This is a genomic window from Halalkalicoccus paucihalophilus (genome assembly GCF_001593955.1).
Classification (GTDB): domain Archaea; phylum Halobacteriota; class Halobacteria; order Halobacteriales; family Halalkalicoccaceae; genus Halalkalicoccus; species Halalkalicoccus paucihalophilus.
Genome location: NZ_LTAZ01000003.1, coordinates 23,378 through 38,710, shown reverse-complemented (window position 1 = coordinate 38,710; position 15,333 = coordinate 23,378). Strand labels below are relative to the sequence as shown.

The 15,333-nt window shown below is 64.6% G+C and carries 12 protein-coding genes; 4 read left to right on the top strand and 8 right to left on the bottom strand.

Going from position 1 to position 15,333, the window contains the following annotated elements; genetic code table 11:
* Window positions 1-53: 53 nt before the first annotated feature.
* Entirely contained in the window at window positions 54-1,376 is a 1,323-nt protein-coding gene (locus HAPAU_RS03740) for an MFS transporter (RefSeq protein ID WP_066379802.1), read from the bottom strand.
* 503 nt (window positions 1,377-1,879) lie between these two features.
* On the opposite strand from HAPAU_RS03740, the gene HAPAU_RS03735 reads away from it, so the two are divergent.
* Window positions 1,880-3,640: a nitrite/sulfite reductase gene (locus tag HAPAU_RS03735; protein WP_066379797.1), complete on the top strand. Its 1,761-nt coding sequence runs from the start codon at window positions 1,880-1,882 to the stop codon at window positions 3,638-3,640.
* A gap of 173 nt (window positions 3,641-3,813) precedes the next feature.
* Window positions 3,814-4,308, top strand: a complete 495-nt coding sequence (locus HAPAU_RS03730; RefSeq protein ID WP_066379787.1) for a hypothetical protein — start codon at window positions 3,814-3,816, stop codon at window positions 4,306-4,308.
* A gap of 42 nt (window positions 4,309-4,350) precedes the next feature.
* Here the strand turns inward: HAPAU_RS03730 and HAPAU_RS22730 are convergent, their stop codons facing one another.
* The 5 genes from HAPAU_RS22730 to HAPAU_RS03705 all read right to left on the bottom strand — a co-directional run bounded on the left by HAPAU_RS22730 (window position 4,351) and on the right by HAPAU_RS03705 (window position 10,593).
* Complete coding sequence (locus tag HAPAU_RS22730; RefSeq protein WP_066379784.1) at window positions 4,351-5,724, bottom strand: ABC transporter ATP-binding protein; 1,374 nt, start codon at window positions 5,722-5,724, stop codon at window positions 4,351-4,353.
* A complete protein-coding gene (locus HAPAU_RS03720) occupies window positions 5,721-6,872 on the bottom strand; it encodes an ABC transporter ATP-binding protein (RefSeq protein WP_066379780.1) in 1,152 nt (383 codons plus the stop codon). The genes HAPAU_RS22730 and HAPAU_RS03720 overlap by 4 nt, the downstream gene beginning before the upstream one ends.
* A gap of 2 nt (window positions 6,873-6,874) precedes the next feature.
* Complete coding sequence (locus tag HAPAU_RS03715) at window positions 6,875-7,864, bottom strand: ABC transporter permease (protein ID WP_066379777.1); 990 nt, start codon at window positions 7,862-7,864, stop codon at window positions 6,875-6,877.
* Complete coding sequence (locus tag HAPAU_RS03710; protein WP_084383659.1) at window positions 7,864-8,859, bottom strand: ABC transporter permease; 996 nt, start codon at window positions 8,857-8,859, stop codon at window positions 7,864-7,866. Before HAPAU_RS03710 ends, HAPAU_RS03715 begins: the two co-directional genes overlap by 1 nt.
* Before the next feature lie 117 nt (window positions 8,860-8,976).
* Window positions 8,977-10,593: an ABC transporter substrate-binding protein gene (locus HAPAU_RS03705; RefSeq protein WP_066379774.1), complete on the bottom strand. Its 1,617-nt coding sequence runs from the start codon at window positions 10,591-10,593 to the stop codon at window positions 8,977-8,979.
* A gap of 427 nt (window positions 10,594-11,020) precedes the next feature.
* On the opposite strand from HAPAU_RS03705, the gene HAPAU_RS03700 reads away from it, so the two are divergent.
* Window positions 11,021-11,224, top strand: a complete 204-nt coding sequence (locus tag HAPAU_RS03700) for a DUF7561 family protein (protein ID WP_066379772.1) — start codon at window positions 11,021-11,023, stop codon at window positions 11,222-11,224.
* A gap of 39 nt (window positions 11,225-11,263) precedes the next feature.
* A complete protein-coding gene (locus tag HAPAU_RS03695) occupies window positions 11,264-13,045 on the top strand; it encodes a helicase C-terminal domain-containing protein (RefSeq protein WP_066379770.1) in 1,782 nt (593 codons plus the stop codon).
* A gap of 101 nt (window positions 13,046-13,146) precedes the next feature.
* Here the strand turns inward: HAPAU_RS03695 and HAPAU_RS03690 are convergent, their stop codons facing one another.
* Entirely contained in the window at window positions 13,147-14,163 is a 1,017-nt protein-coding gene (locus HAPAU_RS03690; protein ID WP_066379769.1) for a class I SAM-dependent methyltransferase, read from the bottom strand.
* Window positions 14,160-15,275, bottom strand: coding sequence for a 60S ribosomal export protein NMD3 (locus HAPAU_RS03685; protein WP_066379766.1), 1,116 nt, complete (start codon window positions 15,273-15,275; stop codon window positions 14,160-14,162). The genes HAPAU_RS03690 and HAPAU_RS03685 overlap by 4 nt, the downstream gene beginning before the upstream one ends.
* Window positions 15,276-15,333: the final 58 nt, after the last annotated feature.

Genomic DNA, 15,333 nt, shown 5'->3' with positions numbered 1-15,333 from the left:
GTCATCCCGACCGCTGCGGCAGGAAAACTGGGGCGGAAATCGCGATCCGTTCTTCAGTCGTCGCCGCTCGCGACCGGAGTAGCGCCCGCGTCCGGCTTCTCGACGAACCAGCCGCCCGTCGTGGCCTGCTCTGCGATATGTGGTTGGAATACCCACGCACACAGTGCCAGAATCGGGATCATCGTCGCGGCGACGACGGCGTAGCCGGTGTGGAGGTTCGGGAGGAACGCCGCCGAGAACACGAGCGGGTAGATCGACCCGCCCGAGGAGCCGATCCCGCCGACGATACCGGTGACGCTACCCGAATTATCGGGAAACATCGCCGGGACCTGTGCGAAAATCGCTCCTTCGGCGAAGGCACAGCCCAGGCCGACGAGGAAGCCGGCCACTACGGCGACGTAGATGCTGCCGGTCAGTCCCGCCGCGGTCATGCCGACCATCGCCACCGTGACGAACACCAGCGTCGAGAAGGTCCACTGCTCGCGGTAGCGCCCGTCGAACCACGGCAGGAGCTCGATCTCCTTCCGTGCCACGAGGTCGCTGACGTAGCCGCCGATCGGCCGGAGGAGGCCGGCGGCGACCGAGAACGTCGCCGCGAACGTCGCCGCGATCACGATGTCGCTCCGGCCGAACGCCTCGCGGTAGTAGGTGCCGAGCCACCCGTTCATCGCGAGTTCGAGCCCGAAGGTCATGACGTAGGCGGCCGCGAGGACCACCGCGCCGTAACGGGTCGCGATGTAGAGCCACTGGTCTACGCTCGTGCTCTCCCTCGTGGCCCGGCGCTTGGCCTCGCTTTTGGCCGCATCGCCCATGAGGAAGTAGACCACTCCCACGCCGATCGCCAGTACGCCGGTGTAGAAGAAGGCGGCCCGCCAGTTTGTCGAGAACAACGGCCCGGCGTAGCCCTCGCCGAAGATCCGCGGGAGCGTGAAGTACGCGCCGAGGCCCGCGCCGGCGTTGCCGATCCCGGCGAAGATACCTTCTGCGAGCCCGAGGTTCTCCTCCTCGAACCACTCGGCAACGTGTTGGATCCCGATGACGAAGGTGATCCCCGCGAGCGAGGCGACGATCCGCGAGGCCGTAAAGATCTCGTAGCTCCCCGCGAACGCGCTGATGATCGAGAACGTACCCACGAGCACCATCGTACAGCCCGCGGTGACGGGCGCGCCGAAGCGATCGGTGAGCGGCCCGATGACGATCCGTCCCAGCGGCACGGCGATGACCGCGGCGCTCGAGACGATTCCTAACTCTGCGACCGAGAGGTCGAACTCCTCGGCGATCCCGCCGGTAAAGGGGGCAAAGGAGAACCAGATGACGAACCCGAGGTTGAACATGACCGTCGCGAGGAGCAGGTTCTTCCACTTCCCGTCGATCACTCCTCCTCACCTCCCGGACCACCGTGACCGAACGGACTTTGTTTACAAACATCCATCTTAATTCCGATTTTCACCGAATTCATCCTGAATCTCGACCGAACCTGACCGAGTATCCGTAATAATCTCTCCGATAGTAGTATTAATAAATGTGGGTTTGTATGGGGTGACCCCGGACGGGATGGGGAGACGCTTAGGGGATATAAGGACGATTCAACTGGTAATTCGAGATGCTTTTCGATGACTTTTCGAAATAGGACCAAAAATTTTGTTTTCAGACATAAATCTATAGGATAACTGAGTTCTTCTACTTTTACTCCGATTCTACCTTATATGTACTAAGTCAAATACGGGGAATAGGAGGCGTACCGTAGGCTATAGAAGTGTCTGAATTATCTAGTGGACAGCGTTATTAGTCCGATTCGAGCAGTATTTCGCGTAAGAACCTATCAACGTGATCCGCATGGCCAAACTATCGAACATTCATTCAAACGAGGTGGTCGGGCGTGGCGCCTGAGATCGAGCAGTGGAAAGACGAGTGCTACGGCGAGGAGCTCCGCGAGAGGCTCCTCGAGTTCGCCGAGGGCGGTTGGGAGTCGATCCCCGAGGGGGAGCGAAAGAAGTGGTTCTCGCTGTTCAAACACTGGGGGGTCTTCCACCAGCGCGACGGCCAGGAGAGCTACTTCATGATGCGTCTGCAGAACGCCGGGGGCGTCCTCCGGCCGGGCCAACTCCGGGCCATCGGCGAGGTCGCGCGCGACTACGCGACCGGACCCGCAGAGAACCCGGAGTTCGGCAACGGCTTTCTCGACCTGACGACGCGCCAGTCGATCCAACTGCACTGGCTCAAGCTCGAGGACATTCCCGAGATCTGGGAGAAGCTCGAATCCGTGGGGGTCTCCAGTCGCTCCTCCGGCGGGGATTCGATGCGCAACATGGCCGGTTGTCCCGTCGCCGGGCGCGATAGGCGAGAATTTATCGACTCGCCGGACCTGCTCGAACGGCTGAACTCTGAGTTGCGCGAGGACGACTCGCTCGCGGACCTCCCCCGGAAGTTCAACGTCTCGGTGACGGGCTGTCGGGAGGGCTGTGCACAGGACTCGATCAACGACATCGGGCTCGAACCCGCCGAGAAACCGACCGAGGGCGAGCTGACGAAGGGGTATAACGTCCGGATCGGTGGCGGTCTCGGAGGGAGACAGCCCCGAGAGGCCCGTCCGCTCGACGTCTTCGTCACCGAAGCGGAAGCCTACGACGTCGTCCGGGGCTTCGTCGAACTGTATCAAGACCACGGCGAACGCGAGAACCGCCAGAAGTCCCGGTCGCGCTTCTTCGTCGACGACTGGGGCGTCGAGGAGATCCGCGAGCTCCTCCAGGAGGAGTACGTCGACTTCGAGCTCCGCGGGGCGGGCGCGGACCTCCGCGAGGAGTACACGTACAACGCCGGGACCTGTCGTGGCGGCGACCACGTCGGTGTCCACGAACAGCACGACGGGAAGTACTACGTGGGCCTGAGCGTCCCGGTGGGGAGGCTTCGCGCCAAGGAGGCGATCGCGATCGCGAACTGCGCGAGCGAGTACGGGAGCGGGGAGGTGCGCCTGAGCCGCCGGCAGAACCCCCTGATCATGGACGTCCCCGAGGCAGACCTCGATCCGCTCCTTTCCGAACCCGTATTGGAGACGCACACCCCCGAACCCCACCCGTTCCAGCGGGGTTCGATCGCGTGCACGGGGACGGAGTTCTGCCCGCTGGCGCTGACAGAGACGAAGGCCCGCCTCGCTCGAACCATCCGCTGGCTGCGCGACAACTGCGAGCTGCCCGACGACGTCGAGGACATCCACATCCACTACTCGGGCTGTACGGCCGACTGCGGGCAGGCGCTGACCGCCGACATCGGCCTACAGGGGATGCGCGCCCGGAAGAACGGCGAGATGGTCGAGGCGCTCGACATCGGCGTCGGCGGCGGCATAGGTGAAACCCCCTCCTTTATCGAGTGGGTCCACCAGCGCGTGCCCGCCGATGAGGCGCCCGCAGTGATCAAGAAGCTCGTTGAGGGCTACGCGGCCCATCGCTCTCCGGGCCAGTCGTTCCGCGCGTGGGTCGAGGAAACCGGAACCGAGACGCTCGTCGAACTCGCCGACCCCGAGGAGAGTAGTTATGAAGATCCGTGGATGTACGACGCGAAGGGCTCGTGGTACCCCTTCGCGGAGGGGGAAAGTCCCGCACCGACGACCGCGGACGGAACGCCGCTGTCGGCCGACGACTGATCCGTATCCCGCGTCTCCCGCTGGCGTACTCCTTTCGACCTCCTCCGTCGAGACGGCCGAGACGCTGCTCTACTGGCTCGTGGGACCGACACCGAAAAGATCCTCGCCACCCAATCGCTCCCATGAGCGACGCATCGTCCACGAACGACACCGACCGCGACCGCTAACCGCGAATGCCCCAACCGCGCCACCGCTCGGAGGACGACCGATACGGCTTCGACGAGACCACCAACTACCTCACGAGCGCGCTCTCGAAACTCGTCCCCAACTGGCTCGCCCGCCGCGCCGTGAGCGTCTCGGTCGATACCCCGAAGGACAGCTACCGGCGGGGCGAACCCGTCGAGATCGTCGTCGAGTTCAAAAACCGCCTCCCGCTCCCGATCGCCGTGCCGACCGCCGAGCGCCGTCTTTGGGAGTGGCGCGTCGACGGCGTACTGGAGGCGACCGACGAGCCTCGGTACGTGGACCGATCGCCCGGCTCCATCGCGTTTCGTGGGGGCGAGCGAAAGCGCGTCGTCAACCGGTGGAACGGTCACTTCCGACGGGCGGAGGGAGTCGATGGCCTTCCCGCGTTCGAGCCTGCCACCCCCGGTGAACACACCATCAGCGTCTCGCTTTCGACGGACGCCGATCGGCCCGCCGATTCCACTACCGTCAGCATCGAGTAGTGGTCGCTCGACGGCTCGTGCGGCGACGGTGTGACGGCCGGCTCAGTCGTCCGAGACGGCCGAGGCCGATTCCGACGCTTCGGTCCCGGAATCGGCCGTTCTCACGCCGTCCGCCCGCTCTCCCGTTTTCGGATCGAGGCGAATCCCTTCGTCGCGATGGAGGTGACAGGCCGCATAATGGGTGTCGCTGCCGTACTCCGGTGTGATCTCGTAGGCCGGGACCTCCCGCGCACAGATGCTCTTCTCTGCGAACTCCGCGACGAGCAGGTCGGCGGCTTCCTCCCACTCCTCGCGTTCGAGGTGGTCGAGGGCCGTCTCGACGACGGTGCCCGCCTCGCCCGAGGGTACCTGCCCGAAGAATCGCCGCCGGAGTTCCTCGGGGTCGTTCGTCTCGACGGTCCGGCGGTCGATCGCGCGCATGAACGCGCGCGTCTCCTCCCACTCGGTCGCCGAGAGGTCGTACTCCTCCGGTGCGATGAGTTCGGGACAGCGCGTGCGAAAGCGACAGCCCGAGGGTGGGTCGATCGGACTCGGAACGTCGCCTTCGAGGACGCCACGAACCCCGGACGAGCGCGGGTCGGGAACAGGAATCGAATCCAGAAGCGCCCGCGTGTAGGGGTGTTGGGGGTTCTCGTAGAGTTCCTCCTTGTCCGCGAGTTCGACGAGCTGTCCGAGATACATCACCGCTACCCGATCCGAGATGTGACGAATCACGGAGAGGTCGTGGGCGATAAAGAGGTATGTCAGGTCGAACTCCTCCTGAAGCTCCTTCATCGTGTTCAAGACCTGCGCCTGGATCGAGACGTCGAGCGCGCTCACCGGCTCGTCACAAACGATGAAATCCGGGTTGACCGACAGCGCACGCGCGAGGTTGACGCGCTGGCGCTGGCCCCCCGAAAAGGCGTGGGGGTAGCGGTTGTAGTGTTGGGGATCGAGTCCGACCTTCGCGAGCAGTTCCTTCGCACGGACCTCCCGTCCCTCGTCGTCGAGCATGCCGTGGGCCTCCATGGGCTCCTCGACGATCTGGCCGACCTTCATCCGCGGGTCGAGCGAGGACTGGGGGTCCTGAAAGATGAGCTGCATCTCCCGGCGTTTCTTCCGCAGGCTCTCGCCGCCCATCGCGGTGATGTCCTCGCCCTTGAAGTAGACGGTACCGTCGGTCGGCTTGATCAGTTGGAGGATGTTCCGTGCGAGGGTCGACTTCCCACAGCCCGACTCGCCGACCAGCCCGAGGGTCTCGCCCTTCCGGATGTCGAAGGAGACGTCCTCGACGGCACGAACCAGCTCCGGTTCGTGGACCACGGGCGGTACCATTCCATCGGGATTCCGCTTGAACCCGCCGAACAGCCCCTCGTCGTTCGAGAAGTGCTTGGTCAGCCCCTCGACGCGGAGGAGGGGTTCGTCGGTTCCGCTCATCGGCTTCCCTCCTGCGTGAGGCCGACCTCGAACCCGCCGGTCGCCTCGTTTTCGAGCGGCTCGCTCTCGGGGTAGCCCACGTCGAAGGCGTCGTGTTTGACGCAGGCCGCCCGGTGGACGCGCCCGTTCTCGTCACCGTCGTGGTCCCCGTTTTCGATCGCTCGGAGGTCGGGGTGGACGCGCCGGCAGACCTCGCGGGCGTCGGGACACCGCGAGTGGAACCGACAGCCCGAGGGCGGGTTGATCGCCTCGGGCATCACCCCGCGAATGGGGTTCAACTCCCCGGTCGTCCGGTCGGGTCGGGGCATCGAGGCCAAAAGCGCCTCGGTGTAGGGGTGTTTGGTGTCGTAGAACAGCTCCTCGACGTTGGCTTGCTCGATCACCTCGCCCAGATACATCACGTTGACCCGGTCACAGATCTCGGCGACGACGCCCATGTCGTGGGTCACCCAGACGAAGGCGGTGTCGTACTTCCGTTGGAGCTCCTCGACGAGATCGAGGATCTGTCCCTCGACGGTGACGTCAAGCGCCGTCGTCGGCTCGTCGGCGATGATCAGGCTGGGTTCGCAGGCGAGCGCCATCGCGATCAGGACGCGCTGGCGCATCCCGCCCGAGAACTGGTGGGGGTACTGCTCGTAGCGCTTCTCGGGTTCGGGGATACCGACCTCCCGAAGCATCTGAACGGCTTCCGCTCTCGCCTCCGTACCCGAGAGGTCGCGATTGAGCTCGATGAACTCCCGGAGCTGCGAGCCGACGGTAAACACCGGATTCAGGCTCTCCATCGGGTCTTGGAAGATGATGGCGATCTCTCGGCCGCGGATCTGCGTCCGCATCTCCTCTTCGGTGAGCATCTCCTCGCGCTCGACCAGTTCGGGCGGTTCGCCCGGCTCTCCAGTGGTCTCCTCGTAGCCGACGAGGGTCTTTCCTTTGAACGTCACCTCGCCGTCGACGATGACGCCGGGACTGTCGATCAGCCGCATGACGCTCAGCGCGGCGACGCTCTTTCCGGCCCCCGATTCGCCGACGAGGCCGACGAGTTCGCCCTCGTAGACCTCGAAGGAGATGCCGTCGACGGCCCGAACGGTTCCGTCCTCGGTGAAGAACTGGGTCTTCAGGTTCTCGACTTTCAGCAGTGGTTCTTCGCTCATGGTCAGTTGTTGATCCGCGGATCGAGCGCGTCTTGCAGCCCGTCGCCGAGGAGGTTAAAGGCGACCACGGTGACGAGGATGGCGATACCCGGCCAGATGCTGAACGTCGGCGCCGGCAGCATGTAGTTTCGCGATGCCGCGAGCATCTGTCCCCACGACGGGGTCGGCGGTTGTGCGCCGAAGCCCAGGAAGGACAGCCCCGCGACGATGAGGATGCTCACCCCGACCTGCAGGGTCGCCTGGACCAACACCGGCGCGAAGCTGTTGGGAATGACGTGGCGCAGGATGATGTTCCGGTCTTTCACCCCGGCGGCTTTGGCCGCCTCGATGTACTCTTCCTCGCGGATACTCACGACCCGCGAGCGGATCAGCCGGTTGAACACCGGGATCGAGGCGATGCCGACGCCGACCATCGCGTAGCTGATGTCGCGGCCGAACGCCGACATGAACGCGATGACCAGCACGAGAAACGGGATGGCGTAGATGGTGTCGGTGATCCGCTGGAGGACGTCGTCGACCCATCCTCCATAATAGCCCGAGACCGCGCCGACGAGGGTGCCTCCGACGAGACCGATCGCCGTCGCCATGAAGCCGACGGTCATCGCGATGCGGGTCCCGTAGATCAGCCGGGTGAGGATGTCCCGACCGCGATGGTCGGTGCCAAGCGGGTGCTCCCACGTACCCGAGCCGAGTCCGTTTTCCATCCCGACCGGCGGCAAGAGCGTGTTGATCACCTCGGGATCACGCTCGGGGTGGTGGAGGAAGGGGATCGCCTTCGCCATCGCGTAATCGAGCAGGTAGTAATCGATGCTCACGAAGGCCGCGATGGCCGTGATGAACGCGATGATGTAAAAGCCCATCCGGGCTGTCGAGTCCCGTTTGACTTGTTTGAGCGTGTATGCCAGCCCGACACGGGCTTCGACCTCGTCGACGCCGCCTTCGGTTGGTTCGTCGGCGAACTCCTCCTCTCCTTGGGTTTCGTGTACCGCCATCATTTCTCACCGTAGCTGACCCGCGGGTCGATGTACGCATACGAGATGTCCGTGATGATGACGCCGACGAGATACAGCGCGCCGAGCATGAACGTCGTCCCCATCACTAGCGGGTAGTCCTGATTGTTGATCGCCTGGATGATGAGCCGCCCCATCCCGTTGATCTCGAAGACGGTCTCGATCAGCACCGCGCCGCCGAGGGCCGTACTCAGGCCGAGCCCGACGATGGTAATCACCGGGAGCTGGGCCGGCTTGAACGCGTGTTTCCAGATCACGCCGCGTTCGTCGACGCCGTAGGCGCGTGCGAGTTTCACGTACTCGTTTTGCAGCGAGTCGACCATCGATGAGCGCTCGATGCGGGTGATCGAGGCCATCTGGAGCGTTCCGAGCGCGACCATCGGCATCAACAGCCGTTTGAACGACTCGACGACGACGTCGAATTGGGTCGCCGCTCCCCGGACGTTCGCAGGGTCGGCCCACGGGAGGAACAACCCCGTCGCGGGCAACAGCCCCAACTGGAACGAGAAGACGATGATCAGAAGCAGCCCGATCCAGAAGGAGGGCGTCGAGACGCCGATCAGTGCGACGATTCGCGAGACGTGATCGACCGGCTCGTTGCGCCGCTTCGCGGAGATCACGCCCAGCGGGATCGCCGTTAGCAAAGCGAATCCGAACGCCGAGAAGACGAGATACGCCGTCACCGGCAGGCGCTCGATGATCTTCGTCAGGACGGGCACGTCGTAGTAGATGCTGTGACCGAGATCGCCCTGTGCGACGCCGGCCAAGTAGCTGAAGTACCGTTCGTGAAGCGGTCTGTCGAGTCCGTAGCGAGCCTGTATCTGTTCGACCATCTCGGCGCTCGGGGTCGGCCCGAGCATGATGCTGACGGGATCACCCGGGATCGCATTGGTGAGGAAGAAGGTGATCGTCAGGATGCCGACGAGGACGGGGATCGCTTGCAGACACCGCCAGACCGTGTATCGGAGGAGTCCCATGTGGTTGTTCTGTTGGTATTTTTATGAACGTTCGCGTGCTATGAATTCGATTCAACCGAGCCACGGTTATAACCGCGTCGATCCGAAAACGAATCTCTCCGAATTGTGACCGTTCGTCTACTCGACTGACGTCGTCGCGAACGACTCCGCCAACGGGATAGTACCCGACACCGGGTGCGACTGGTAGCCCGAGACATAGTCCTTGAACGCGTAGCTGTTGAGCAGGTTGTACGCGGGCAGGTGGACGCGGTCCTCGAGGATCGTCGTTGTCGACTCGATGTAGAGCTGACGGCGTTCCTCCCGGTCGGTCGACTGTCGTGCGTCGATGATCTGCTGGTCGACCTCGTCGTTGTCGTAGAAGACCCCCTGCGTGACGCCTTCGTTCTCCTGGGCGAACATGTAGTAGGTAAAGGCCTCGGGGTCCGGCGATCCGGACCACCCGAGCGAGTACATGTTGAAGTCGTCCTCGGCCCCGGAAGTGTAGGCGTCGGTGAAGGCTCCCCAATCGAGGCGCTGGACCTCGACGTTCTCGAAGCCGGCCTCCTGCAGGCCGTTGCCCACGCCGACGCCGATCTGCTCGCGCATGTCGTCCGGCGGGACGATGATCCGCCAGTTGTAGTCTGACGGAACGCCGGCTTCCTCGAAGAGCTGCTGGGCCTGCTCGATGTCCGGGTCATGGGGAATCTCGGCCCACTGGTCGGTCGGGAAGTCCCAGGCCTCGATGATGGAGTCGGGAAACGGGCTGTACTGGCGTACGCCCGCGGGTTCGACGTAGTTCGCGACCTCCTGGTCCATCGAGAAGCAGTAGTCAATGGCCTCGCGGACCAGCGGGTCCGAGGTCGGCCCCTCGCCGCAGTTGAAGGCCAGATAGAAGTACCCGATGCCGGGCGTCTCGTCGATGGTCACGTCGCCCATCCCCTCGACCTGGTCGTACAACTGCGGGGGGATGGTCTCGATGACATCGTTCTCGCCGGTCTGTAGCGACGTCACCCGGGTGGACTGTTCCTCGACGCCGCTGAACTCGACGAAATCGAGCTCGGCGGCGTTCTCGCCCCAGTAGTCGTCGTAGCTCTCGATGCGGACGTACTCGCCTTCCTGCCACTCGCTGAACTGGAAGGGGCCCGAGCCGATCGGGTTTTCCTGGTTGAACGCGTTGGGGTCCTCCTCGCGGACGGCCTGCGGGACGACCTCGCGGATCAGCGTGTAGTCGAACGCGCCGTAGGGGTAGGACAGATCGAACTGGACGGTCTGCTCGTCGATGGCTTCGGCCGAGTCGATCATGTCGACCTCGCCGGCGTTCTCCGTTTCCTCCTCGAAGGGAGCGATATAGGAGTAGGCGGCGTCCTCGGCGGTCACGGGATCGCCGTTGTGGAACGTCGCGTCCTCGTTGAGTTCGACGATGTATCGCTGACCGTTGTTTTCGACTTCGGGTTCGCCCGCGGCGAGCGCGGGTTCGATGCCGGTCGCGTCCTCATTGTACGTGTACAGCCCCTCGAACATCTGGCCGACGATCTGCTGGGAGGGGACGTCGTTGAGGACGATCGGATCGAAATCGAGCGCGCCCTTTACCTGTGCGAAGTAGAGTTCGCCCGAGGTGCCGCCACCGCCGCCCGAACCGTCCTCGCCGGTCCCGCCGCCGGCACAGCCGGCCAGACCGACGGCGCCAGCGGCACCGACGTACTTCAGAAGGCTCCGACGATCGAGAGTATCGTGGTTTCGAATAGTGTCTTTCATGATTCGTGTTCTGCCGCGATACTCCCTATTTCAGATAGTTGAATAAAAACTTGTCGAAAAGATGGGCACCTCTAGCGAGTAAAAGAAGACAAAACTGTGAAAACAATCGAAATACAGAGCTATTAGTATTCATTTTAGTCTATTTTAAGAAAAAAATATCTATACCTATTAATCATCTTGAAGTTCGAACAGTCTTCGGGAGGGGTTCGGGGCCCGCTTTACGGCTCTCGAGGGCGGAACCGATACCCGTCACTGGCTATCGATGGGCATGGTCGGCGGTCGATCCTCGAACCTGTCGTCGTACCGGACTGTTCGTACCGTCCCTCGATCGTCCTATCTGTCGTTTAGAGGGACTGTCCGAAACGGCTGCCCTATCGGCCCCGAGTGGACGCGACAGGCGTTTAATCCGCGCGTGCCAGCTACGGGTATGGCTTCCGAACCGTGTGACGGCTGTGGTGCGGACGTCCACATCGCGGGCGGCGTCGCGGACATGTGGTCGTTCTCTCAGGAGTCCACTGGCGGGATGATCCTCGAGTTCGGGGACGACACAGAACACTTCCTCTGCTACGAGTGTATCGAGCGCCTGCCCGACCATCCGAACGCCGGGGACGTCGGGGCGCTCTCGGAGTGAGGCGCTACCTTTAGGGCCGTCCCGGCCCCGTCTCCGGTAGTGCAGTCCGCCCGCATCGAGAGCGAGTTCCCCGCGCCCTCCTACCGGGGCAACCAGCGCGAGGCTCTGTCCGATATCCGCCAAGCGTTCGAGGCCGGAAACGACGTGGTACTGGTGCGTGCGCCCACCGGCAGCGGCAAGTCGCTACTGGCCCGCGCGATCTGCGGGGCCGCGAGGACTCCCGAGGAGGCCGAACCCAAACAGGCGACCGGCGCGTACTACACTACGCCGCAGGTGTCGCAACTGGACGACGTGGCGAGCGACCCGCTGCTTTCGGACCTTCAGGTCATCCGCGGGAAGGGCAATTACACGTGTCTCCTGCCCGGCGAGGAGGACACGAAAGTGAACCGCGCGCCCTGCGTGCGGGAACGGGGCTACGACTGTGCAGTGAAACACCGCTGTCCGTACTTCTCGGATCGGGCGATCGCCTCCAACCGGGCGATCGCGGCGATGACGCTCGCCTACTTCATGCAGACCGCCGGCTCGGAGGTCTTCCGCACGCGGGACGTCTGTGTGATCGACGAGGCCCACGGGCTCGCCGACTGGGCCGAGATGTACGCGACCATCGACCTCGGTCCGCGAACCGTGCCGATGTGGGAGGACCTTTCCGTACCCGAGATCGCCTCGGTTTCTCGGGCGGCCCGCTACGCCGATTCCCTGTCTCAGACCTGCGCCCGCCGGAAGGACGACCTGCTCGCACGCGAGGAACTCACCCCCAACGAGGCCGCCGAACGCGACCGTCTGCAGGAGCTGATCTCGGAACTCGACTGGTTCGTCACGGACTACCGGGACCCCGAGAGCCCGACGACGTGGGCTGTCGACCGGGGCGAAGAGGGCTCGCTGTCGATCAAGCCGATGAACCCCGAGCGCTACCTCTCGCATACCGTCTGGGAGCGAGCGAACCGCTTTGCCCTGCTTTCGGCGACGATCCTGAACAAGGAGGCGTTTTGTCGGGGGGTCGGCCTCGATCCCGACCGGGTCGCGCTCGTCGACGTCGGGCATACGTTTCCCGTCGAGAACCGCCCCCTATACGACGTCACGCAGGGGAAGATGACCTACGATGAACGAGAGGAGACGATCCCGAGGGTCGCGCGCGTCCTCGTCCGGATCATGGCCGAGCACAGCGATCACAAGGGGATCGTCCACGCCCACTCGTACGCGATCCAGGAGCGCCTCGCCGACCTCCTCGCCGATTTCGGCGTCGGCGACCGGGTGCGGACCCACGACCGCGAGGACCGCAACGCGGCCCTCGAAGCGTGGAAGGCGAGCGGGGGCGCGGACGTCTTCCTCTCGGTGAAGATGGAGGAGGCGCTCGATCTAGAGGGGGATCTCGCGCGCTGGCAGGTGCTCTGTAAGGCGCCCTACCTGAACACGAACGACTCGCGGGTGGCCCACCGCCTCGAACGCGGCCAGTGGGCGTGGTATCACCGGGCGGCGCTCCGCACCGTGATCCAGGCCTGCGGACGGGTCGTCCGTTCGCCCGAGGATCAGGGAGCGACCTATCTGGCGGATTCGAGCCTGCTCGACCTCTTTGAGCGCACGCGAGGGGAGATGCCGCCGTGGTTCGAAGCGCAGGTCGAGCGGATGGTCCCGCCCGAGTTGCCGGCCTTCGAGGCGAGTACGGGGGCGGGCGGGGACCGCTCGCGGACGCGGCCCGATCAGTCACGTTCCCGGCAGGTATCCGGGTCCCGGTCGACCCGCTCTCCCGACGGTTCCTCGGCGTCCTCGCGCTCGAACGGACGTGCGAACCACCCGCTGAACGACGTCTGGGGCGACGGCTAGATCAGCGCGAGGCTACCGATCATCGAGCCGACCATCAGGGCCACGAGAACGAGCGCGATGACCTGTTGTCTGTCCATGTCCCCGAAACCCGTTCGACCCAATTAACGGCTCCGGCCGATCCGGGCGTCGACGACGACGTGGGCGACCCCCGCGCTGTGGCTCTTCACTCGCCGTTCGTCGAGGACCTCGACGTCCCTACCGGCGGTTTTCCCGGCCTCCCGGAGCCGCGAGACGGGTCGTTCCCACAGTTCGGCTTCAGGGGTCGCCTCGTGCATGTGGAGGACGCTGCCGTCCCCCAGCGCCTCCAACGCCGCTGGGAGGTAGTCGTGGGCCTCGTAGTAGCCCATCACCACGCGGTCGATCCCCTGCACCTCGACGTCCCGGCAGTCCGCCCGGTAGGCGTCGATACGTTCCTCGACGCCGTTCAGTACCGCGTTCTCGAGCAGGTATCGGAACGCGACGGGGTTCCGTTCGACGGCCGTCACGCCCGCGCCGGCGCGCGCCATCGGCAGGGTGAAGTAGCCGATCCCGGCGAACATGTCAAGTACGCGTTCGCCCTGTTCTACGACCTCGCCCATCCGCGCGCGTTCCGCCTTGTTGCCCGGCGAGAACATCACCTTCGATAGGTCCAGCGCGTATTCCGTCCCGTGTTCGGTGTGGACCGTCTCGGTGTCGCCCGCGCCCGCAACGGCTCTCACGGACGGCTCGCGGTGCTCGCCGGAGATCCCCTCGCGTGCGAGGACCGTATCCGCGCCGCCGTGGAGTTCCAGCAGTGCCTCGCCGATCTCTCGCTCGCGGGGACAGCCCCCGAAGTCCGCGAGGATCACGCTCCCGATGACCGCCCACGATTTGGGCGCGCGTTCGATCTCCGCGTCGTCCCAGCCCCGCTCGGCCAGCAGGTCCGCCAGGCCGGGGGCCCGTGGCTCGGGATCGGGCTGGCGGATCACCTCGTGGACCTCGGTCCCTTTCGGGGGACGAATCACGGGCAGTGCGAGCGCGTCGCTGCCCGCCTCGCGTACGCTCCTCGAATCGTCGTAGACGCCCTCCTCGCGGAGCGCGGCGATCGCCTCCTCCCCCTCCTTCTTCGGGACGATCGCCGCGAGCGGATCGTCGCTCATTCCGGCCCGTCCTCGGGGACGGCGTGCAATCCGGCGCGGCTCTTCAACACCGAAACGGTTCCCGACTCGGTGTCGAGGAAGTCGGGTCGAGGGATGGTCTTCGACTCGTAGGTCTCGGGGTCGAGCACCTGGACCGCCCGCTCGTCCTCGACGGAGACGAGCGTCGTCTGCTGGGCGTCCTCGCGCCGTCCGAGCCGGCGAGCCTCGGGCGCGTCGCCCTCCTCGAAACCCGACTCGTAGCGCTCGCCGGTCGCGAGGCGCCGGCCCTTGACGGTGCCCCGCGCGCTCCCCACGAGCACCGGTCCCTCGCCGTCCTCGGGGTCGATGACGTCCCCTTTCGTAAACGGCGGCAGTCGCACCGCGTAGGTGACTCTGTAGACCTCGTTTCCGTCCTCGTCCTCAGTAACGAGCGTCTCCGAATCGCTGAACGAGCCGCCGAAGCGGTTCACGAGACGCTGGGAGATCTTCTTGCCGATGTTCGTGGTCGACACTTTGACGTCGACGCCGTCCGCGGTGTCGTCGATCTCGGTGACGAACGCGTTTCGATCCCCCGTCGCCTCCATCTCCTCGACGATCTCGTGTGAGATCTCCTTCGCCGCCTCGCGCTCCTCTTTGGTTGGCGTCCGCTCTCTCGCACGCAGTTGGACGACGCTCGCGTAGTAACTGCCCGCGATCCGGCCACAGCGCGTGCAGGTCTCCCGGGAGATCGTCACCGGGACGACGACCTCCTCCTCGATCGCCTCACCGCGGACCACACCGGTGAACAGACAGTGCATCCGGATCGTGTTCTGATCGACCTGCTCGGGTTCGACCTGCCAGGCGACCTCCGCCGCGTCCAGATGCACGCCCAGCGACTCGGCCACGGCATCGATCGCCACGTCGGTATAATCCTCGGCGCCGACATCGACCCAACGGTTCCCGCGGTGGACGGCCCCACACTGGGCACACACGCGAATAGTGAGCTTCTCGGGTGCGGAGACGAGTTCGAAGTCCTCGAAGTAACAGGCGTCACAGAGCCCCGTTTCGGCGGCAGCGGGCGCACCCGGTAGCTCCGGGCGATCGCCGCCCTCGACGGGCTCTCCACAGCGAGGGCAGAAGGCGGATCGGCTCATACCCGAGCTATCGGCTTGATTCGGTTAAGCGTCGCGCTCCGCTAGCGCAGCGAGACCG